Source organism: Cohnella abietis, from assembly GCF_004295585.1.
Classification (GTDB): domain Bacteria; phylum Bacillota; class Bacilli; order Paenibacillales; family Paenibacillaceae; genus Cohnella; species Cohnella abietis.
In genome coordinates this window covers 3,305,171-3,324,103 of the sequence record NZ_AP019400.1, presented here as the reverse complement: position 1 = coordinate 3,324,103, position 18,933 = coordinate 3,305,171, and the positions used below count along the sequence as shown (strand labels likewise).

Below are 18,933 nucleotides of genomic sequence, written 5' to 3'. Positions count from 1 at the left end.
ACAGGTGGTGGAGAAAATGAGCGCTGGCACTAAACCTTTTACTTTTTTTCGAAAATCGAAATCCGAGAGTAATATTCCTCAGCCAAAGCAGGATGATAAAGCAACCGAACTCCAGCTTTTATTCAACACTAGCCGTTCTCTCACGGACTCTACTGATTCTTTAACGAATTTTGTAATAAACGCTATTGAAAATGTTGAAAATGTATCGCAATCTATTCATCAAATTGTCAATTCAGCAACGCTTCAATCTTCAGAAGCCGAAAAAAGCTTAATCGATTCTGGCGATCTTGGCGATATTTTGGATGAATCTCATAGTAGAATAAAACAAATGGAAACGTTGGTATCGGATACGTTGCAAGCTTCCAATGCTGGACAAAAGACCATTCAGAAGCTTACTGAGGAAGCGGATAAAAATGCCTCTATTGCAATAAAACTAAACACAACTATGCAGGATCTAAATCAAAAGTCAGTTGATATCTCGAACGCTCTTGAACTCATTTTTGCTGTTTCTAAAAACATTCAATTGCTTGCTCTTAACGCTTCAATTGAGGCTGCTCATGCCGGTGAACATGGAAAAGGATTTGCAGTAGTGGCTAAGGAAGTAAGGAGACTTGCCGAAGAAAGTGCAGCGAATGGCAAACAAATCGATAAACTACTTAATTATATCCAACAGCAGATTAAGGGCTGCAGCGAGATTGTTAAAGAAACAAGAATCTCCTCCGGCATTGTTTCCCAAATTGTAAGCGAAACACAGGAAAACTTCGAAAACATTAACAAAGGATTAACAACGGTAACAGAATACAGTGTTTCAGTGAACGAATTATTGGTAAAAGCGAATGAAGGAAAGGAAAATCTAATTCAAAATATTCATCGGGTTTCTTCTTTAGCGCAAGAATCTTCAGCTTCCGCTTATGAGCTAGCTCATTTGTCGGAAAATCAGGCTTCCTCTGTGCTATCCGTTGCTGGTGCTTCGCAAGACCTTCAAAACGTTTCCAGCGATATAAAAGCGACCTTACTAAAATGGATTGACAATCCCTCCATAAAAAAAGAGCGTACTCAACAGATTCGAATTGGTTTTATGCATAATTTGTCTCACTCCCCTGCATTATTAGCTATTCATAATCAGTTATTTGAACAGCAATTTGATGGGAAATTCGAAATTCGTACTTTCACAGCAGGTCCAGCCTTAGTAAATGCATTAATTAATAACCAGATTGATGTTGGTTATACGGGTCCAGGCCCTGTATATGAAGCTCATACGAAGAAGCATAAGATCCAGATTATTGCCGGTGTTAGTCAAGGTGGAGTATCGCTTGTTGTTAAACATGCTTCGAAAATAAAAAATATTGAGCAGCTGCAAGGGAAGACTATTGCCATCCCTCAATATGGAAATGGACAGCACATTTTACTCCGTCAGTTGTTAAGACGCTATCATCTTAAAGATATATTTCGCGGTGGCCATATTCGAATTATCCAAGCTAAATCATCTGATCTGATTCATTTGTTTAATAAAAACCTGATTGATGCAGCTTTAGTTCCCGAGCCTTGGGTTACTGCATTAGAGAACTCACAAGCTGCTGAAGTTTTGGTAGATTGGAGGGACATTTACAGCAATGGAGGCTATCCGAATACCGTTATCGCGGTTAATGAGGATTTCTCTAAAAACCACCCCCTTTTAATCGAGAAGTTTTTAAAGTCCCACCACGATTCTCTACTTAGTCTGCAAGAGGGCCAACCTCAAACCTATGAGATTATATCCAGAGAATTAGAAAAGCTAACGGGTCAATCCTTATCTGTAGCCTCTATCGAAAAGGCTTTTGCTCGAATTCTCTGGAATCCAAAGGTTGATCGCGCCTCTCTGCAAAGCTTTGCACAATTGTCCAAGCAAGAAGGCTTTCTCACGGAAGAAATTGATTTTGATTCTCTTCTTATTAATTAGAAGTGAGTGTTAGTGTCCAACATCAAAGTTGATGAGCAAATGCAGCTACAAAAAGTCCTCTATATTTCCTTTGATATCTTGCTGTACAGAGAGCCTTGGCCGATAATACCGGACCAAGGCTCTTGTATTCTTTCTCTGGCCCGACATGCCTTCCATTGCAGTATTGGTGAATACCATTATTCATTTACTCAAGAACAATTGAGCTTGTTGATCTGATGCACCCTTTGCGTCGCCTTCTTCGCCGTGTCCAGCACCGAATAAGTTTAAGACCACTACTCCAATAACAATCAATGCTATGCCGATGATGCTTCCTATGTTTATTTTTTCTTTCCAAATCAATACAGAAATAAGGGCCGTAGCTACAGCCCCTATCCCTGACCAGATGGCGTAGGTCATGTTTAAGGGAAGTGTTTTGAGAGCAATTGAGAGAAAAAAGAGCGAGGTTACAAATGCAACAAGCGTGAATATTGAAGGATATAGTTTAGTAAATCCTTGTGAAGCCTTCAGCATCGATGTACCGAACAGCTCTCCAATGATGGAAATTGCCAAAAATAAATATGCCATTATTTTGCCTCCAGTATGCTTGCCTTTAATTCTTCAATCACCTTTTGTTTGAGGTCTGCACTTGGCGGAGCAAGACCAAACATTTCAGCAAACCAAAGACCATCTATTGCTAATCGAACAAGCGTTGCACGAACAGGGTCTATTTCATCATTCTCGATTTTATTCTGAATCTCAGAGTAAACAAGCCGCAGCTGTTGCAGCATATCAGGATTAGTAAAATGAGCAGTTGAAAGCGCCGTATAAAGATCGTTCACATCGCTCTCATCGAAATAAGATGTTTCGATATAGGATCTCGTCCACTTTCCTTTGGAGTGATGATCTTCATTTGCCCTCTTATTAAACCCTTCAACAAAATGATGGGATAGCTGCTCAATCACACCTAGAATCAAAGCATCTTTAGTAGGGAAATGATAAAGCAATCCCCCCTTACTGATTCCCGCCTTTTGGGCAACAGCCTCCAACGTTAGCTTTTCTGTACCTTCTTCATTTACAATTAGATCTAGAATTGATAAATACTTGTCATGGAAGGGGAAATCCATTTGAGTGAATGGAAAGGTTTAACCGTGGAATCACAGACAAGATGGGATGAAATTGCGGAATACTGGGATGATTATATGGGAGAAAAAAGTAATCGTTTTCACCGGGAAATTATTAAACCGCAGACAGAAAGACTTCTAGCAGTAACCGAAGGAAAAACGATATTAGATATTGCATGCGGTAATGGTAATTTTTCTAGAAGATTGGCTGAGTTAGGTGCAAATGTTGTTGCTTTTGACTACAGTCCAAAAATGATTGAACGAGCTAAATTAAGGTCTACAGATTATCTAAATTGTATTGATTATCATGTAATTGATGCCACACACTATGAGTCCTTAATTAACCTTGGAAAAGAAAAGTATGATAGCGCTGTATCCAATATGGCATTAATGGATATTGCCGACATAACCATTTTAGCTAAAGCACTCAATGAATTATTAAAGGAAAAGGGGACTTTTGTCTTTTCTATCCCTCACCCCTGCTTCCAAACACCTAGTATGAGAAAAATACATGAAACAGAAGATATTAACGGTGAGATTGTTGCTAGGAATAGTATTCAGATTGCCAAATATTTAACTCCAGAACCTACTGAAGTTATTGGCATAAAAGGTCAACCTGTTCCGCATTTAATATTTCATCGACCTTTATCGTATTATATAAATATATTTTTAACTTCAAACTTTGTCCTTGACGGGTTAGAAGAACCTTGCTTCACTCTAGACGGAGCAGAAAATGACAAGTTCGATTGGTATGAGATTCCTCCTGCTATAATAATGCGTTTTAAAAAATTATAGAGAAATGGGATTACAATGCAGATGAAGATACTTGGACCTGCAAAGGTGAACAAAAGTTAGTATTATATCGAAGCAGTAAAGAAAAAACTGAAAGTGGCTATACAATTGAGTATCGCCATTACCGAAGTGCGAGTTGTGAAGGTTGTCCATTAAAGCCCCCGTGTACAAAATTCAAATTGGAGTGTCAATCTATTGTCGCGGAGTCAGCAACCAAATATTTTGGTATTATACACAACCATATTAGGGCTGACGAACCCCATGGGGAGTCTGCTAGACTAGGTGTGAACACGATTCTTTTCCTAGGGGATGCTATGACTTTGATGAAATCGGATAAACACAATAAACCACTTGTAAGCCATATATATACCGCCGATCCTTCTGCCCACGTATTCGAGGGCAAGCTGTACATTTATCCGTCACACGACCTTGATCATGAGCAAGTGTCGAATGACAACGGCGATCAATACGACATGGAGGATTACCATGTTCTGTCGATGGAAGACGAGAGCTCCCCTTGCATCGACCATGGCGAGGTGCTTCATTTGCGCGATATTCCATGGGCGAAGCAGCAATTGTGGGCTCCGGATGTAGCTTACAAGAACAATACCTACTACCTTTTCTTCCCGGCGCGCGATTACGATCATATCTTCCGTATCGGCGTAGCGACCAGCTCGTCGCCGGTCGGTCCGTTCATACCTGAACCGAGCTACATTCAAGGCAGCTTCAGCATCGACCCTGCCGTTCTCGTAGAAGGAGATCAGGCCTATATGTATTTCGGTGGATTATGGGGTGGGCAGCTCGAAAAGTGGCAAACTGGTGAGTTTGTCACGGATGCTGCAGGGCCGGCTCCCGATGCACCTGCTTTGGGTCCGCGAGTGGCCGAGCTGAGCGACGACATGCTGACATTCAAGGAAACGCCGCGCGAAATTTCAATTGTCGACCCATCCGGTCGAACGCTCTTGGCCGGGGACGAGGATAGACGGTATTTTGAAGGTCCGTGGATGCACAAGCACAATGGCAAATACTATCTCTCTTATTCGACCGGCAGCACACACAAGCTCGTCTACGCCATTGGCGACAATCCTTACGGACCGTTCACCTTCCAAGGAACGATTATGACGCCGGTGATAGGCTGGACGACTCACCATTCGATTGTCGAATTCCAGGACAAATGGTATTTGTTCTACCACGATAGCTCCTTGTCGGGCGGCAGCGACAACAAACGTTGCTTGAAATTTACTGAGCTGAAATACAATGCCGACGGCACGATTCAAACGATTGACCCATACGGAGATGGGTGATGTGAAAGCTTGCAGCTAATGCCACACTCCTTCTCAATCTCTCTATAGATGGGATCGTTCCCATCGCCGTCCAGCTCAATTTATTTTTATTCCAATATTACCGAACTGCTCACCCAGCTGCATTCTGTGAAATGCCTCAGCTGTATCTGGTAAAGAATATACTCGATCAATGATGGGACGAAGCGAATGGCGCTCCATAAATTGAAGCATATCAGCAAACTCTTCGCTGCTTCCCATAGAGGTTCCGATGATACTGATTTGGGGGAAAAATATGGACCGCATCGGGATCTCCATACGATCTCCCGAGCTTGCTCCAAACATGACAATACGGCCATTCGGTTTAATAATGTCGAAGTAATGTGGGAACGTAGCAGGTCCGATGCTGTCGAGGATGAGATCCACTGTGTCTCCGTTCAAACTTCCCCTCCACCAATCACTATTTTTACTGTCAAATGCATGGTTAGCCCCGTGTGCGAGCGCAGCTTGCATCTTAGTTTCACTACGTGATGTGACACTGACACGTGCACCTACCGCTAAAGCCATCATCATGGCATAAGTCGCAACACCACCGCCAATGCCAGGAATAAGGACATGTTCACCTTTCTGTAAGCGGCCTCTCGTGAACAGAGCTCGATAGGCCGTCAAGGCGGACAGAGGTAACACGCCCGCTTCTTCCCAAGTCAAGTAAGCTGGTTTGCTGATGGCATTTTGCGCAGGAATGATGATAGACTCGGCGAAAGTACCTTCTGAAGGACCGCCCACAATGTCTGGAACGTTCGGAACATTTTCTGCGGATTCCCATCCGATACACGGATTAATGATGACCTCGGCACCTACTGTATGGTTGGACACACCTTCACCTACTGCTTCAATCCTGCCCGCGCCATCAGAACCAATAATGAGAGGAACATCCTGCTCTGTTCTAGCTGCCATGATGAACAAATCCCTATGGTTGAGTCCTGCTGCCTCTAACCTTACTTTCACTTCGCCTAACCCCGGCTGTTTGTCCATAATATCATTATATTTCAAGCCATTCAGGCCACTTTGCCCAGCATGTACAATTGCTTTCATCTTGATTACTCCTTTAATCCGTTATTTGTGAATCTATATTGAATTGTACATAGAGGATATAATCCAGTAAAATGATCAAAACTGAAGGCGACTATCATAAAGAATCATACCAAGCAGGTGAAATTGAGATGGAAAGTGGAGATTTGAAAATATTCCAAGCCGTTGCTCGCGAGGGCACTATAACGAAGGCCGCACAAGTCTTAAACTATGTCCAGTCCAATGTAACGAACCGGATTCAGTACCTTGAAGCTGAGTTGAAGCTCCCTCTTTTTCGTCGATCCAATCGGGGGATGACTTTAACGCCGGCTGGTGAGAACTTACTAGAGTATGCGGATAAAATACTGACTCTGATGGACGAGGCTGTGAAATCCACACAATACTCGGAACACCCTGCGGGTCTTCTCCGCATAGGTTCCATCGAAACGACAGCAGTTATTCATCTGACTCCTCTTCTATCCGAGTATCACTTACGTTATCCCGACGTCAATCTATCGCTCGTAACTGGCGAAACGCATGGACTCTTACAAAAGGTGCTTGATTACGAAATTGATGGAGCCTTTGTATATGGACCCATTGACCAGCCTGATATTGAGCATGTTGCTGTTTTCGACGAGGAGTTGGTACTGATATCGCAACCGGGTAAGAGTGACTTGCGAGAATTGCTTATGAAGCCGATGTTGTTCTTCGACGTTGGATGTACGCATCGGGCAAAAGCTGAGAGCTTCCTACGCGAGAGTGGGATGAGTTCTTATCAAATTATGGAGTTTGGAACGTTAGAAGTAATTCTAAGTGGGGTATCCGCTGGACTTGGTGTGTCTATGCTGCCACAATCGTCAATTGCCAAGGCGAAAGAGGCGGGAGTCATCGCTTCCCACCGCCTACCTGAAGGGTACCGAGATTTGCAGGTATGGTTTGTGCATCGCCGGAACTCGGTTTTCTCTAGTGCGTTGTCTAGATTACTTCAAATGATTGAACAGGTGCATTAATGGAAGAGTTTCCTGGTGTCACAACTCAATATTGGGATATTTATTTAACTATTAAGCTCAAGTCTCTATTATCGTATAATCTGATAACTTTATTTTGATATAATTGCAGCTTTGCTTCAAATTTGTCTCTATTGCTTTCAAAATCAAGTGTCCATTTATACATCATTTTTAACATAGTAATATCAGGTTTATACTGACAACTTTCGACGCCAAGTTTTTGCTTGAGGAACCGAACGAATATTCTGATTTTACGCTTCCATAGCGGTGTATCAAGAAATATAATTGTATCTGCCATTTCATATAAACATTGATAAGATTCACGATCCGTTCCTTCGAATATCCAATTTCCGTCTTTATCAATATCCATAATAGCTTCAACCTGTTCATCTTCTGTACGTTTATTTCGTCCCGTAGCCGATTGATGATGAACAATGGAGTCCAGCTCATACCAAGGAACATTAATTTTTTTCGACAATCGCTTTGCCAATGTTGTTTTACCACTTGCCACAATTCCAATGATAAGAACCTTGTTCATACTCCCCCGCCTAATTCAGCCTATATATGAATTCTCTTTCATATAACGCTACCAAATCCTGCTATTAAGTTCAATATCCGTTTTTAAGACTTGAAGGGGATGAGTATGAATTTGGGGGTTGTAAAATTCGCGCTCCTTAGCTTAATTGGTTATGATTAAGAAAATCATCTTTGCCTCTTGGGGCGCCATTAAATAGCAATACGCTATCTACCTCGTCTCTTTCCAAGTAAGGAAGTGATAAGTTCCAATTTGGAACTGACTGACCCGCAACCTTTGACCAAATGCAAAACAAACTTAGAAAGACCATTAGGTCCGCCTAAGCTTGTTTTTTACTTTACTTGCTCTCTTGAACCAGTATTTTTAGCAAAACCGTTATGGCTTCAGCCCTCGTTGCATGGTCTTGTGCAGCGAATTTGTTCGAGCCTCTACCTTGTAAAATACCTGCACTCTTCACTTTAGCAACACTGGCTTTCGCCCACGTAGGAATATCTTTGTCGTCTGCAAAATCAGTTATCGCATTTGCGTCGATAGACAAGCTCATAGCACGAGCTATCATTTCGGCCATCTCCGCACGTGTAATCTCTACATTCGGACGGAATGCACCGTTAGGATTGCCTTTAATGATGCCAGCTTGTACCGCTTGTGCAATCGCCTTATTCGCCCATGCTCCAATCTCTGCAGTATCTGTGAAGGTCGGTGTCACTCCTTCTCCTTGCGGCTTGAGCGTATTCATCAGCATTTCAGCAAATTCTGCACGTGTCACGGTATGATTCGGCTTAAATGTACCATCAGGATAACCCTTAACGATTCCGCTACTTATTGCTTGCTTGATGCTCGCCTCTGCCCAGTGCCCGGCGGTATCACTACTAATCGTTTCCGTTACGTTGTTCGTTATAGGCTTCCCTGTAGCTTGATCTACAACGAATACCGAGAATTTTCCAAAATGATTAACTTCCACACTAATATGGTTGCCGTTAATCTTACCCTCGGAGACACCTATCCATTCTTTCTTCTCATCGTCATAATAGAAGACACCAACCGATTGATCGTTCTTCAAAATGGTCGAATCAAACAGTAGCGTGATCTTCACCGGTTTACTTAGGTTTTCCGGGAAGCTTTTCACAATTTCAAATATCGAGCTACTCAGAACTTCATGATTATTAACAAATTTTTGCGGATTTAGAACTTTCTCTATCGTTAATTTCAGTTCTTTATCTGATGCATGAGCCGGAATTGAGATCCCAATTTTATCTTCAAGACTAACCTCACCCGTTTTGCCAGCGGGAAGCGTTATTAGACCATTTGTTGACTTTAATGGTTCTGAAGAAGCAACCGTATCAGGATAGTAAGAAGGCAATGGTATATTTGCGGTTTTGGCTTCCACTAGATCCGAAGCCATTCTTTGGCCTGGACCAAAATTACCGCTCAAGCGGAACTGATAGGTTGTACTTTCTATTAGTGGATAAATGGTTGTGTGAGTTTCATTGGCGGTCAAGGGTTTCTTACTCCAGCTTTTTCCGTCTATAGACCATTCAAGCTCTAGGTCGGTTGCCCCCTCCACTTCAGTCCATGTAACGGTCGCCTGATTTGAAGTTGTCACGATTTGCGGGCTGGCTAAGGTGAGTGAGAATTTTTGTACACGGCGCAGCATGGAATCATCTACAAAGATATTTCCGAAATTATCGGTGGCCACACCGAATGTAACCTCAAATTCTCCAGAACCAGAGCCTTCCCTCCCCCACATCCTAATTGATTTCCCATGAGGATCAAGTACTTGAATTCGAAAATTTTCGTCTCCATTACATGAAGATTTCCATACTGATCAAAGGTGAGCGCTTGTGGAAAACTAAATTTCCCCGCTTCGTCGCTTTCTCCCTCTCCCCATTGTCCAAGATAGCTGCCCATGGCATCGAATTGCTGGATGCGGAAGTTGCCCGGATCAGCGACAAAAATGGTACCATCGCGATTAATCGCGATGCCAGATGGCGCATTGAACTTCCCTTGATCGGTTCCACGCGCACCCCATGTGAGCAAAACTTGTCCCGTCGGATCATATTTTCGTATCTGATGTAATCCGGCATTCGATACATACACGTTACCCTCTTGGTCAACTGCCATTCCCAATACGCCAGAATTCAGAAATTTACTATCAATCCAACGCCTCAGCTCAGTGCCGTCCGAATTAAATACCCGAATATTGCCTTGGCCACTATTCACATAGACAAGCCCACTATGATCAACTGCAATGGCCCGTGGCATTCCGTAGACCATTCCATCAATGTCCCATTTTTGTAGAAACTGTCCATCTGATGAGAATTTCTGCACACGGCTGTTCATTGTATCCGCTACATAAAGATTTCCTGCTTGATCAATTGCCATCCCTTGAGGAAAGCTAAGTTGTCCATCCTCTTCGCCATCTTCTCCCCATTGGCTAAACACAGGAGCAGCGAAAGCCCTCTCTCCATATCCAACGAACAGCGCGGACGCCATCACAGTAGCTGACAAAACACTTTTTAATAATATAGAACTTCTCTTCTTCATTAGTGTCACTTTCCTTTTCGTCATTCTTTGAAGTAATAAATCAATATGTAGCTGTCAAACCTAAACCTTACTGTTCACATCTCCTCCCGGAACGAGCCATTAATATGATAAAGATAATCATTCTCAATAATAGTTAAAAAAGAGAGAACAATTTCCGTATTAAATAGCATTAAAACAAATTTCTTGTCAATTAAAATGTTTTATCGGCCCTCAATAATCAATATTTTCCCGTTGTTCATTGTTATCTCCTTTAGAATCGCACCATAGTTCCATCTATAGTATCACAACCGTTCCGCAGCCATGCAAAATAAAGCAGGCCAGTGGATTTCTCCTTCCGACCTGCTTTATTCCTAATCCTTGTTAGATTTTTAAGCCTCAGACGCTAAGCGTCACGCCGGTCATTTCCTGGCTTAGTAGCCACAGCCGCTCTGCCAAGCCGGGATCAATCGCCCGCTGAAGCACTCCAGGCCCGAAGGGAGCATCGTCTGGAACAAGGGTTGAGATATCCACACTCTCACAGTAGACTCCGCCTTTGCCTTCAAGCTGCAGGTTGGTAGCACACCATACACTGGTCGCAGCCCCCTGCTCTGTAGTTATGAAGGAATATTGGCTATTAGTCGCAGTAAGTTCTTCTTCCGACATATCCCTTGCTAAATCCGTCATAATAGAGCCGGGATGAACGGCAAATGCACGGATACCATGCGGCTGTCCACGGCGGTCCAGCGCAACAGCGAACAGCGAGTTCGCAGTCTTGGATTGACCGTAGGCCAAGTATTTGTCATACGGCCGTTGTTTGAAGTTCAGATCTTCGAAGTCGATACCTGCTATATGGATCCCGATAGAAGACAATGAGACCACCCGGGCGTTTCCCGATTGCTTTAGCGCTGGCCATAAGCGAGACGTCAATTGAAAGTGACCTAAGTGATTAGTTGCAAACTGGGTTTCATACCCTCTCGCATCGTGAGTCACCTTGGGTCCCATAATTCCTGCATTGTTGATGAGGATATCTAAGGGACGTCCAGAATCCAGAAAACGATGCGCGAAGGCATCAATGGATTCAGGGTTAATCAGATCAAGCTCTTCTAGCTCTGTGCGCGGAATATGCGCGAGTGCTTCCCTGGCTTTCTCGGGTGTTCTTGCAGGAACGATTACTGTAGCACCAGCTTCCGCCAGCACACGGGTCGTCTCCAATCCGATACCGGAATAGCCTCCAGTTACAATAGCTATTTTCCCACTCAGATCACGGCCTCCAAGTGCTTCTTTCGCAGTAGACGCTGCTCCGAATCCAGACGGAAGCGGTGCTTGAGGTGTAGCCGTATAATAAGAAAATTGGTTCATAAAGTTTTCTCCTCCGAGTTCTGACAGTCTCATCAGTTCCTGATAATGCTGCAGCTTGAAATTCATAATCTCCAACGTGGACTGTAATTCTATCAGTTGCTGGGCAATCTGTTGCTTGTGCTCAAACAGCACATGATAACAGTTTTCATACTGCTGATTCATCGCCAGATGCATATAGCGTTCAATCGATTTTATCGGCATATTGGTTCGCCGAAGACGCGTTATAAATACGAACCGTTCCAGATCCGTTTTATCGTACTGACGCTGGCCATTCTCTGTACGTTTAGAAGGCGGCATCAGACCGATTTTTTCATAATAACGTATCGTATCATATGTTAGCCCTGTCTCCTGGGCAATGTCTGCGATACTGTAGACAGACTCCATCTCTAGCTCCTTTCCAACTGTGCGGCTGACCTCACCGCTAATTCAATTCTTCTACACCTTATCCGATGGAGTTCACTCCATGTCAAGCGACTACCTTAAACCTTAATTGATTTCCAGCAGGCATCAATGGTTTGTTGGATTTCATATTCATCAAGGGGATATTCTTCTGCCAGATAGCCCTTTATCACAGTCGTTATCATTCCATAAAGGAGCTGGCATAATAACACCTTATTCATTTCACGAACGATGCCTTGTTTTTGCCCCTCTTCAATAATTGATATAATTTCTATGACTGAGGGATCAACTAAGATAAAATAGCTATTGGGATTGGGGGTCCCTTTCATCAACTTCCGTAATTCGATTCCTTCCGTTGGTGGAATGCTGTCCAATTCTCCTCCAGATCACGCAAAAGATCTGTATGCTCAGGCTTCCGTTCTAGCATCAAATACTTTTTGACAAATAGTTCTTTCCTTCAATAAAACCAAATCTTTCATACATCGGTTTAGCCATATCAGGCGAATGTAGCAGGATTTTTCTAATTCCCTGTGTCTTCAAATCGTCTATTGCTTTACTAATAAGTTTGGATACTATACCTTTACGACGGTAATTTGGGATTGTGTAAACATTAGTCATGTATGCAACCAATCCAGAAGGATTTTCAAATCGTGGTGCAAATCGACATATGCAAAAACATACTGTTGATACAACTACTCCATCATCATCAGCTACCCATACAACGAGTGACTTGTCTGATAATGAGGAGTCAAAGTAGTTTCTAAATGTTGCATCCATACTATTGTTGTCCTCATGACATAGCAATATCTTACGAAATTTAATTAACTGCGGTATATCGGTTGTAATTGCTTTTCGAAACAGCACGATTGAATTTCCTCCTGTTCAAATATAAATTTCAAACTTTACTGTGTTCCCACAGTCGAGTCGAGGTCTAGTACCACTCCTTGTCAATACGTTTCTCTTCGCTGCCTTTAATGGCAAGTTTAAGGGCACCCATTTCAATGGATGCCCTTAAGTCATGACCAAGCGATTTAATTGGAGTGTTAATGCCCTCGACGCTTTTCTTTTAACTTATTAATCTTTAGTTGCCTAATATAGGACTTTTTTTCTTCTACTTGTTGCTTTGAATATGCACGCTTCTGTAACTTGTGTTTTTCATACTCCAGCTTAAGGGCGTCCTGTGCGTGAGAAGAAATTCCTTTCGCACTCAATTCAAATGCTGCTTGCCTGGCCAGTCGTTTCGGACTAACCTTCCTATTGCCTGAATGCTTGATCTCCACCTCTTGAGTGAGTCCACTTAGAAGTTCTAACATTTCACATCTTATAAATTCTAGAACTTCTTCATGATTCGGTTCTGTGCCAAAAATAAATCTTGCAGCTTTTAATTTCCCTTGATCCTGCTCTTCAACGACTCCAACCCAATACTGACCATCATGAAATACTGTTAACTTCATACTGACTCCCCCTCTTCATAAAACGAAACGATGGACATCCCGAGGGGGGAAGGTTACTGACATAGCTATCTTGCAAAAGCTCATGCGCCTGGACTACCAACCAGACTGTGTTTTTTCGCTTCATGTAAAAGTATAAATCCAAGAAGATAAATCTTCAAGCATAATCCAAAATTGCCATTATTTATGTCATGATTCTCCACGCTGTCAGTAACGGCAAGTTGACGTATGGCTAACATTAATCCTCCACGCAATATCGTCAGTGTGCCGAAACGCTTTGTTAGCTAAAATAATAATCCCCCGCCAGATCACGCAGAAGATTTGCATGCTCAGGCTTCCACCCGAGAAGTTCTTGAGTCAGCTTACTCGAAGCCTGAATGTTTTGCGAAGCAAAATGCGCCAGCCAACCAAAATGATCAGGAGCAGCTTCATTCAACTTGCTGATCACAGGTAAATCGAGGCGGCGACCGATAACTTCTGCAATCTCGTGAATGGACACACCTTCCTCTCCTATTGCATGGAGATTGGAGCCTGCAGGAGCAGCTTCAAGTGCCAATTGGAATAGTCGTGCAGCATCTAGTCGGTGTACAGCGGACCAGCGGTTTGAACCTTCAGCTACATATGCTGAGGCACCTGTTCGCCGAGCGACATTAATCAATGCCGGCACAAAACCGCCACGGTCACCATCGCCGTGTACCGAAGGTGGTAGCCTCAGCACGGATACTCGCACTCCTTTAGATGCCAAGGAAAGAGCCTCCTCTTCAGAAGCGATGCGGTGCTTACCTGCAGTGTTGACATCAGGAGCATCTTCCTCTCTGCCAATTCGACTAGGTGTAAGATGACCAATCACGGAAGTGACAACTAAAGGGCGGCCTGAACCAGCAAGTGCTGCACCGAGAGTCTGAACTGCACGTCGGTCCGTGAGTCCCGCAGCTGCCATGTTAGAAAAGTCGTGGTTGAAGGCAGTATGAATGACACCATCCGACACTTCTGCGCCTCTTCTAAGGCTTTCGAGATCATCCAAAGAACCACGATGTACAGATGCCCCGTCTTTAAGGAGAGTACTAGCAGCTTCATCCGAGCGAGCCAGACCAATGACTTCGTGCCCTGCTCTTAACAATTCACTTACAACGGCAGAACCGATAAAACCTGTTGCTCCAGTTACAAAAACACGCATGAAGAGCTCCACCCCTGAATATTAAATTTACTTGAGCCTACGAAATGATTAACGCATAATCGGAAATCGTAGTTACAAGGCTAAGTTTATTTTAATACTCATCTTATCCCGATGATTGCCCGTTCCGCTTCACTTATTGCCTATTCCAACGGAAGATCCGAATCAGTAGTCACTTGTTGACGTAATGCTACAACATCTCTTTTTGGCGGACTTCCAAAAAATCGGCTGTAATCTCGATTAAATTGCGAGGGGCTAGCATAGCCTACTAGATTGCAAGCTGTTGTAGCGTCTATTGATTCGGATATCATTAGTCGTCTCGCTTCATGTAGGCGAAGTGCTTTCTGGTATTGTAATGGACTCATTGAAGTAATGGACTTAAAGTGCACACGAAAAGTAGACTCACTCATATGTACCATTTCAGCCAATTCCGCAACCTTTATTTGAATGGAGAAATGATTGCGAAGCCAATCAACAGCTTTCGAAACTAGATGCGTTTCCGAGCCTGTAAAGCCAAGTTCAGCGATCCGAGATCCAATAGGGCTGCGCAGGACGCGTATCAAAAACTCATCCATTACTAGGGGACCGAGCAATTCAGCATCGCTGGTATTGTTCAAGCATTTTACAAGTCTTGATGCAGCGTTAATCATTCCTATATCGGCGTTAAGAATATAACCCGCGCTCCATTTCGTAACGGCAGGCACACCCTGTGGATATACCTTGAGAGCTAATTCAGCAATTTTATGCGGGTCAAGAACAAGTTTCACACTTAGATAAGGCTCGGAGTGACTAGCTTGTGTGACCTTCAACGCAATCGGCAGAGCTACAGGAAGCATAAGTATCTGCGATTGACTGAATTGATAGACCTCTTGCCCTACTGTCAATGACTTCGCCCCTTGTGCAACAATTAACATTGAGGGCAAGTCGAAAGATTTCACATCGTCCTTATTTACTTGAGAATAACGACCCACGGACAAACCAGGGATGCACTGTCTAAAGCTACCATCATATGGAGCTAGTCCACTAATCAGATCTGCCAAACGACCCGTTTCTACAGCAAGCAATTCCTTGATGCTACCGTCCGCTGGTGTAGCCAATGTATGTTCGGATTGGATCGTCATAGTACGAGAGCACCTCCATTTTGGCCCCTTAAACAAGGGAGCAATGGTTTCTTTTACGACTTGCTACAATACATTCTGCATTGTCATCCTAAACAGTCCCCTTATTGATTCTTTGTATCCCACTCAAGATTGCTTTTCCAGTCAGACCACAATGGCTTTATCTTATTAATTAACCACTCGCCACCAAACGTTATTGTTCCTTCATGAGAAGCATAAATAATCCAATCCATATTCTGCGAAGTCCAAAACCCCTCACTGCCTGTGAAATCGCCATTGTAGTAATAATAAGGATACAAATTTGAAACCTGTAAATTATACGTCCCACCTGTTTCTAGAAATTCAATCACCTGCTCAACTCCATGGTGCTTAAGCAACGTAATAATCTCTTTCAACTTCTCTTCACTTTCGATATATTCGGAATTAAAAGCAATTAGGTCTTCTCTACTGCAATCAAATAATGGATACCAGTACGGTTGTCTTATATCCCATATTCGCTCCATATCTTTCCTCAAACTTATAGAAACCTCTTCTGGAATTATCACCTTTTGCAAAAGAATCCCTCATTCATGCTCTCTTTTAGACTTACGCTTTTAGATAATAGTCACTGTTGCAATATCCTTTCCCGCCGAAGCTATAGACCATATGTTTATGTTAATTATCTTCCATCACAAGAGATAGCAACAGGGCGAATATATAGCGAGATGAACTTTTTCACTCAATTTTTTTCGCGGTTCTAATTGTAAGGTTCTCCAGGCTATCTATAATGGCAAGTTAAAGCATCATAAAATGGAAAGCACGCTTGACATTCCTTGCGGTGAACGATATATTTTTCATGTAAAGCTAACTTTCCACCAAGGCGGTGAACGCATTGAATAACCGTTTAGAAGAAATCCGCAAGCTACGCGGAATTAAGCAAGAGGAATTAGCAACGGCTCTTGAAGTGACTAGGCAAACGATCGGTTCGCTGGAAAACGGACGATATAACCCATCGATCCTTTTAGCGTTCAAGATTGCTCGCTATTTCGGTATGAGTATTGAAGAAATATTTATTTACGAGGAGGATCAGATATGAAAAAACCGATTTCGTCTTATTTTTTTACCGTTATAGGCGCAGGACTACTGGCAAGTGGTGTGTACTTCATCAAGACAATCGAAGATCCACAAGGTATACTGCGAGCGTTGCTTTATATATGCGTTGGGCTTGGGTGCGGTATTTTCGGTCACGGTATGGGAGAAATAATCGTCCGACTTGCTACGAAGAATAATCCCGCCGTTGCAAAGAAGCTAGAGATTGTCCATAAAGATGAGCGTAATTTAGCAAACGCAAACCGGGCAAAAGCGAAAGCCTTTGACTTGATGGTTTTTGTGTTTGGAGCCTTAAATATAACAGTTGCCTTGATGGATATCGATTTAACAGTTGTATCGCTTTTGGTATTTGCCTATTTGTTTATCATTGGATACTGCACTTACTACCGAATCAAGTACTATAAAGAAATGTAATAAAATACGTACACTCTTTAGGAGAAATCGAAAGGTTGCTCCTAAAGAGTGTACGTATTTGAGAAAGTGAGCTATTGTGATTTCTAAAGCGGAAGGGCTTTTCCCCATAATTTCGATGCCATTCTCCAGATACGATCGCACGCCACCACGACACAGCCAATCTAACCTTGTTTCTGCGCGTAATATAGACATGTTTGGAGCAATTCGGAAAGGCTGTACTCCACACCTCAGCACGTGAAGCATTCTGCGGGAGCTCAAACAAAGTGCGAAATGCATCAATCCATTTCTCTTCAAAACCAATTTTCAACCCGAATACACCATTAGGCGTAGTTCCATTTTTCCATATCTGTTCAAGATCCTCTCGTTTCAATGTGGCGGGGTTTTTGTATTCAAAATGTAGCCACTCACTCGGATTACCTGCTACCCCTGTCGAGCCCAATGCATAATGGAGTAACGTGCTTCCTGTCTGCTGTGAGAACCATATCGTGAAGCTTTGTAAGGGTTGTGTCATAATGCTTCCTCTCCTTCTGAATTTATCTCGAACTTTCTGGTGATGAATTCAACAAGTTCTTGCGTGCATAACTCTACAGATGTATGTTCTGTGTCTAAAGTCAACTCCGGTTTTATTGGTTCTTCATAAATTGCATCGACTCCTGTGAAATTAAGTAATCCTCCATTCCTAGCTATATGATAAAGCCCTTTAGGATCAAGCCTTTCACAGACGTCTATGGAACACCTTACATAGATTTCTGCTAAATCCGTTGAATCAAAACGAATCCTTACTTCATCTCTAGCTGCTCTTAAAGGTGAAATCATTGGAAGCATAACTACAAAACCAACCTCTAAGAACATAGCTGCCACTTCTGCTGCCCGTCGCAAATTTTCCTTACGGTCATGATTTGAAAAGCCGAGGTCGCGATTTAAACCTGCTCTAGTTATGTAAATGAACGATGCTGATGAAAACATTCTAACAATTCAAAAAGTCTAATTATATGCAACAAACAATTAAGAATTGTTTTCTACACAAAAAATCACATCAGAAATTAATCTAATGTGACCTCTACTACCGGAATTCGCGCCCCACTCTTAAAATATCAGGGTTAACATTTTTCATGAATACTCTACCCATTAAAATTTATTCTTTCAAGGTCGCAAAGTCTCATTAATATATGCTTTTTGTTTAGTGGTTAAGGTAGGTACATCCCCATAATTTTGGAAAACTGCGATACTTAATATAAGCAATAATACTACTATCACTGCAAGGGAAACTAAAATAATCACAATTGTTTTCCAAATGCGGCGGCTCCGTCTATTTTTCTCAGCTAAAAGTGCATTAAGCTGTTCCAACTTTTCTGCTACGATATTCTTGTCGCCAGAGGCCTCTACTCTATCGCCAAGAAGTATGCTTACGGATGTTTCAAAAATTTCGGCGATTCGTATAAGAAGGTATGCATCAGGCACTGACAGACCCTTTTCCCATTTGGATACCGTCTGCCGCACGATATGCAACCGTTCTGCCAATTCTTCTTGAGAAAGTCCTTTTTGCTTGCGAAGATTTTTAAGATTTTCACCAAACATGTTTTTGCCTCCTTTCTTACCCTCACGATAGCTTATAACCATTCGTTGCGGAAAGCAACGCAGGATAACATCGGAATAAATTCCTGTTTATCGCTGCAAACATA

22 protein-coding genes are annotated in these 18,933 nt (G+C 42.7%); 6 read left to right on the top strand and 16 right to left on the bottom strand.

Features of this window, described 5'->3' with window-relative positions:
- The first annotated feature begins 16 nt into the window (after positions 1–16).
- Positions 17–1,939, top strand: coding sequence for an aliphatic sulfonate ABC transporter substrate-binding protein (locus KCTCHS21_RS14250; RefSeq protein ID WP_130609300.1), 1,923 nt, complete (start codon positions 17–19; stop codon positions 1,937–1,939).
- 180 nt (positions 1,940–2,119) lie between these two features.
- Here KCTCHS21_RS14250 and KCTCHS21_RS14245 read toward each other — a convergent pair whose 3' ends face one another.
- On the bottom strand, positions 2,120–2,503 hold the full coding sequence (locus KCTCHS21_RS14245) for a DMT family transporter (RefSeq protein WP_130609297.1): 384 nt from the start codon (positions 2,501–2,503) through the stop codon (positions 2,120–2,122).
- Complete coding sequence (locus KCTCHS21_RS14240) at positions 2,503–3,042, bottom strand: TetR/AcrR family transcriptional regulator (RefSeq protein WP_130609294.1); 540 nt, start codon at positions 3,040–3,042, stop codon at positions 2,503–2,505. The genes KCTCHS21_RS14245 and KCTCHS21_RS14240 overlap by 1 nt, the downstream gene beginning before the upstream one ends.
- Here KCTCHS21_RS14240 and KCTCHS21_RS14235 point away from each other — a divergent pair, their 5' ends adjacent.
- Together KCTCHS21_RS14235 and KCTCHS21_RS14230 are read left to right on the top strand one after the other, a co-directional pair.
- Positions 3,043–3,834: a class I SAM-dependent methyltransferase gene (locus KCTCHS21_RS14235; RefSeq protein WP_157994046.1), complete on the top strand. Its 792-nt coding sequence runs from the start codon at positions 3,043–3,045 to the stop codon at positions 3,832–3,834.
- A gap of 320 nt (positions 3,835–4,154) precedes the next feature.
- The gene (locus KCTCHS21_RS14230) at positions 4,155–5,135 is read left to right on the top strand and encodes a glycoside hydrolase family 43 protein (RefSeq protein WP_130616515.1); all 981 of its coding nucleotides are present in this window, start codon (positions 4,155–4,157) and stop codon (positions 5,133–5,135) included.
- Between the two features lie 75 nt (positions 5,136–5,210).
- Here KCTCHS21_RS14230 and KCTCHS21_RS14225 read toward each other — a convergent pair whose 3' ends face one another.
- On the bottom strand, positions 5,211–6,206 hold the full coding sequence (locus KCTCHS21_RS14225; protein ID WP_130609289.1) for a zinc-binding dehydrogenase: 996 nt from the start codon (positions 6,204–6,206) through the stop codon (positions 5,211–5,213).
- A 128-nt stretch (positions 6,207–6,334) separates the two neighbouring features.
- On the opposite strand from KCTCHS21_RS14225, the gene KCTCHS21_RS14220 reads away from it, so the two are divergent.
- Entirely contained in the window at positions 6,335–7,192 is an 858-nt protein-coding gene (locus tag KCTCHS21_RS14220) for a LysR family transcriptional regulator (protein WP_130616514.1), read from the top strand.
- Positions 7,193–7,232: 40 nt separating this feature from the next.
- Here the strand turns inward: KCTCHS21_RS14220 and KCTCHS21_RS14215 are convergent, their stop codons facing one another.
- The 10 genes from KCTCHS21_RS14215 to KCTCHS21_RS14170 form a co-directional block, all read right to left on the bottom strand.
- A complete protein-coding gene (locus tag KCTCHS21_RS14215) occupies positions 7,233–7,727 on the bottom strand; it encodes a P-loop NTPase family protein (protein ID WP_130609286.1) in 495 nt (164 codons plus the stop codon).
- A 334-nt stretch (positions 7,728–8,061) separates the two neighbouring features.
- Positions 8,062–9,420, bottom strand: coding sequence for an S-layer homology domain-containing protein (locus KCTCHS21_RS14210; RefSeq protein ID WP_162309330.1), 1,359 nt, complete (start codon positions 9,418–9,420; stop codon positions 8,062–8,064).
- Positions 9,387–10,268, bottom strand: coding sequence for an NHL repeat-containing protein (locus KCTCHS21_RS14205; protein ID WP_162309329.1), 882 nt, complete (start codon positions 10,266–10,268; stop codon positions 9,387–9,389). The genes KCTCHS21_RS14210 and KCTCHS21_RS14205 overlap by 34 nt, the downstream gene beginning before the upstream one ends.
- 375 nt (positions 10,269–10,643) lie before the next feature.
- Positions 10,644–11,990 carry an SDR family NAD(P)-dependent oxidoreductase gene (locus KCTCHS21_RS14200; RefSeq protein WP_130609277.1) on the bottom strand — a complete coding sequence of 449 codons (1,347 nt, stop codon included), beginning with the start codon at positions 11,988–11,990 and terminating at the stop codon, positions 10,644–10,646.
- A gap of 95 nt (positions 11,991–12,085) precedes the next feature.
- Positions 12,086–12,379, bottom strand: coding sequence for a TetR family transcriptional regulator C-terminal domain-containing protein (locus tag KCTCHS21_RS14195; RefSeq protein ID WP_130609274.1), 294 nt, complete (start codon positions 12,377–12,379; stop codon positions 12,086–12,088).
- A gap of 52 nt (positions 12,380–12,431) precedes the next feature.
- Complete coding sequence (locus tag KCTCHS21_RS14190) at positions 12,432–12,869, bottom strand: GNAT family N-acetyltransferase (RefSeq protein WP_157994045.1); 438 nt, start codon at positions 12,867–12,869, stop codon at positions 12,432–12,434.
- Between the two features lie 179 nt (positions 12,870–13,048).
- Positions 13,049–13,459: a YjdF family protein gene (locus tag KCTCHS21_RS14185; RefSeq protein WP_130609268.1), complete on the bottom strand. Its 411-nt coding sequence runs from the start codon at positions 13,457–13,459 to the stop codon at positions 13,049–13,051.
- A gap of 277 nt (positions 13,460–13,736) precedes the next feature.
- Positions 13,737–14,633 (bottom strand): SDR family oxidoreductase, encoded by an 897-nt coding sequence (locus tag KCTCHS21_RS14180; protein ID WP_130609265.1) that lies wholly within the window; start codon positions 14,631–14,633, stop codon positions 13,737–13,739.
- 140 nt (positions 14,634–14,773) lie between these two features.
- Positions 14,774–15,751, bottom strand: coding sequence for an AraC family transcriptional regulator (locus KCTCHS21_RS14175; RefSeq protein ID WP_130609262.1), 978 nt, complete (start codon positions 15,749–15,751; stop codon positions 14,774–14,776).
- Positions 15,752–15,852: 101 nt separating this feature from the next.
- Entirely contained in the window at positions 15,853–16,251 is a 399-nt protein-coding gene (locus KCTCHS21_RS14170) for a hypothetical protein (protein ID WP_162309328.1), read from the bottom strand.
- A 368-nt stretch (positions 16,252–16,619) separates the two neighbouring features.
- Between KCTCHS21_RS14170 and KCTCHS21_RS14165 the strand changes: the two genes are divergently transcribed.
- Both KCTCHS21_RS14165 and KCTCHS21_RS14160 read left to right on the top strand, forming a co-directional pair.
- A complete protein-coding gene (locus tag KCTCHS21_RS14165) occupies positions 16,620–16,823 on the top strand; it encodes a helix-turn-helix transcriptional regulator (RefSeq protein WP_130609256.1) in 204 nt (67 codons plus the stop codon).
- Positions 16,820–17,251, top strand: a complete 432-nt coding sequence (locus KCTCHS21_RS14160; RefSeq protein ID WP_130609253.1) for a hypothetical protein — start codon at positions 16,820–16,822, stop codon at positions 17,249–17,251. Before KCTCHS21_RS14165 ends, KCTCHS21_RS14160 begins: the two co-directional genes overlap by 4 nt.
- On the opposite strand, the gene KCTCHS21_RS14155 is transcribed toward KCTCHS21_RS14160, so the two are convergent.
- The 3 genes from KCTCHS21_RS14155 to KCTCHS21_RS14145 form a co-directional block, all read right to left on the bottom strand.
- Positions 17,229–17,762 (bottom strand): Stf0 family sulfotransferase, encoded by a 534-nt coding sequence (locus KCTCHS21_RS14155; protein ID WP_130609250.1) that lies wholly within the window; start codon positions 17,760–17,762, stop codon positions 17,229–17,231. The genes KCTCHS21_RS14160 and KCTCHS21_RS14155 overlap by 23 nt on opposite strands.
- Positions 17,759–18,217, bottom strand: coding sequence for an adenylyl-sulfate kinase (gene cysC / locus KCTCHS21_RS14150; protein ID WP_130609247.1), 459 nt, complete (start codon positions 18,215–18,217; stop codon positions 17,759–17,761). Before cysC ends, KCTCHS21_RS14155 begins: the two co-directional genes overlap by 4 nt.
- 177 nt (positions 18,218–18,394) lie before the next feature.
- On the bottom strand, positions 18,395–18,829 hold the full coding sequence (locus KCTCHS21_RS14145; RefSeq protein WP_130609244.1) for a helix-turn-helix domain-containing protein: 435 nt from the start codon (positions 18,827–18,829) through the stop codon (positions 18,395–18,397).
- Between the last annotated feature and the right edge of the window lie 104 nt (positions 18,830–18,933).

What these genes read in the sequence shown, in the direction of transcription:
- KCTCHS21_RS14250 (WP_130609300.1), top strand. Translation starts at nt 17, where the DNA reads ATGAGCGCTGGCACTAAACCTTTTACTTTTTTTCGAAAATCGAAATCC.
- KCTCHS21_RS14245 (WP_130609297.1), bottom strand. Translation starts at nt 2,503, where the DNA reads ATGGCATATTTATTTTTGGCAATTTCCATCATTGGAGAGCTGTTCGGT.
- KCTCHS21_RS14240 (WP_130609294.1), bottom strand. Translation starts at nt 3,042, where the DNA reads ATGGATTTCCCCTTCCATGACAAGTATTTATCAATTCTAGATCTAATT.
- KCTCHS21_RS14230 (WP_130616515.1), top strand. Translation starts at nt 4,155, where the DNA reads ATGAAATCGGATAAACACAATAAACCACTTGTAAGCCATATATATACC.
- KCTCHS21_RS14225 (WP_130609289.1), bottom strand. Translation starts at nt 6,206, where the DNA reads ATGAAAGCAATTGTACATGCTGGGCAAAGTGGCCTGAATGGCTTGAAA.
- KCTCHS21_RS14220 (WP_130616514.1), top strand. Translation starts at nt 6,335, where the DNA reads ATGGAAAGTGGAGATTTGAAAATATTCCAAGCCGTTGCTCGCGAGGGC.
- KCTCHS21_RS14215 (WP_130609286.1), bottom strand. Translation starts at nt 7,727, where the DNA reads ATGAACAAGGTTCTTATCATTGGAATTGTGGCAAGTGGTAAAACAACA.
- KCTCHS21_RS14205 (WP_162309329.1), bottom strand. Translation starts at nt 10,268, where the DNA reads ATGAAGAAGAGAAGTTCTATATTATTAAAAAGTGTTTTGTCAGCTACT.
- KCTCHS21_RS14200 (WP_130609277.1), bottom strand. Translation starts at nt 11,990, where the DNA reads ATGGAGTCTGTCTACAGTATCGCAGACATTGCCCAGGAGACAGGGCTA.
- KCTCHS21_RS14185 (WP_130609268.1), bottom strand. Translation starts at nt 13,459, where the DNA reads ATGAAGTTAACAGTATTTCATGATGGTCAGTATTGGGTTGGAGTCGTT.
- KCTCHS21_RS14180 (WP_130609265.1), bottom strand. Translation starts at nt 14,633, where the DNA reads ATGCGTGTTTTTGTAACTGGAGCAACAGGTTTTATCGGTTCTGCCGTT.
- KCTCHS21_RS14175 (WP_130609262.1), bottom strand. Translation starts at nt 15,751, where the DNA reads ATGACGATCCAATCCGAACATACATTGGCTACACCAGCGGACGGTAGC.
- KCTCHS21_RS14170 (WP_162309328.1), bottom strand. Translation starts at nt 16,251, where the DNA reads ATGGAGCGAATATGGGATATAAGACAACCGTACTGGTATCCATTATTT.
- KCTCHS21_RS14160 (WP_130609253.1), top strand. Translation starts at nt 16,820, where the DNA reads ATGAAAAAACCGATTTCGTCTTATTTTTTTACCGTTATAGGCGCAGGA.
- KCTCHS21_RS14155 (WP_130609250.1), bottom strand. Translation starts at nt 17,762, where the DNA reads ATGACACAACCCTTACAAAGCTTCACGATATGGTTCTCACAGCAGACA.
- cysC (WP_130609247.1), bottom strand. Translation starts at nt 18,217, where the DNA reads ATGTTTTCATCAGCATCGTTCATTTACATAACTAGAGCAGGTTTAAAT.
- KCTCHS21_RS14145 (WP_130609244.1), bottom strand. Translation starts at nt 18,829, where the DNA reads ATGTTTGGTGAAAATCTTAAAAATCTTCGCAAGCAAAAAGGACTTTCT.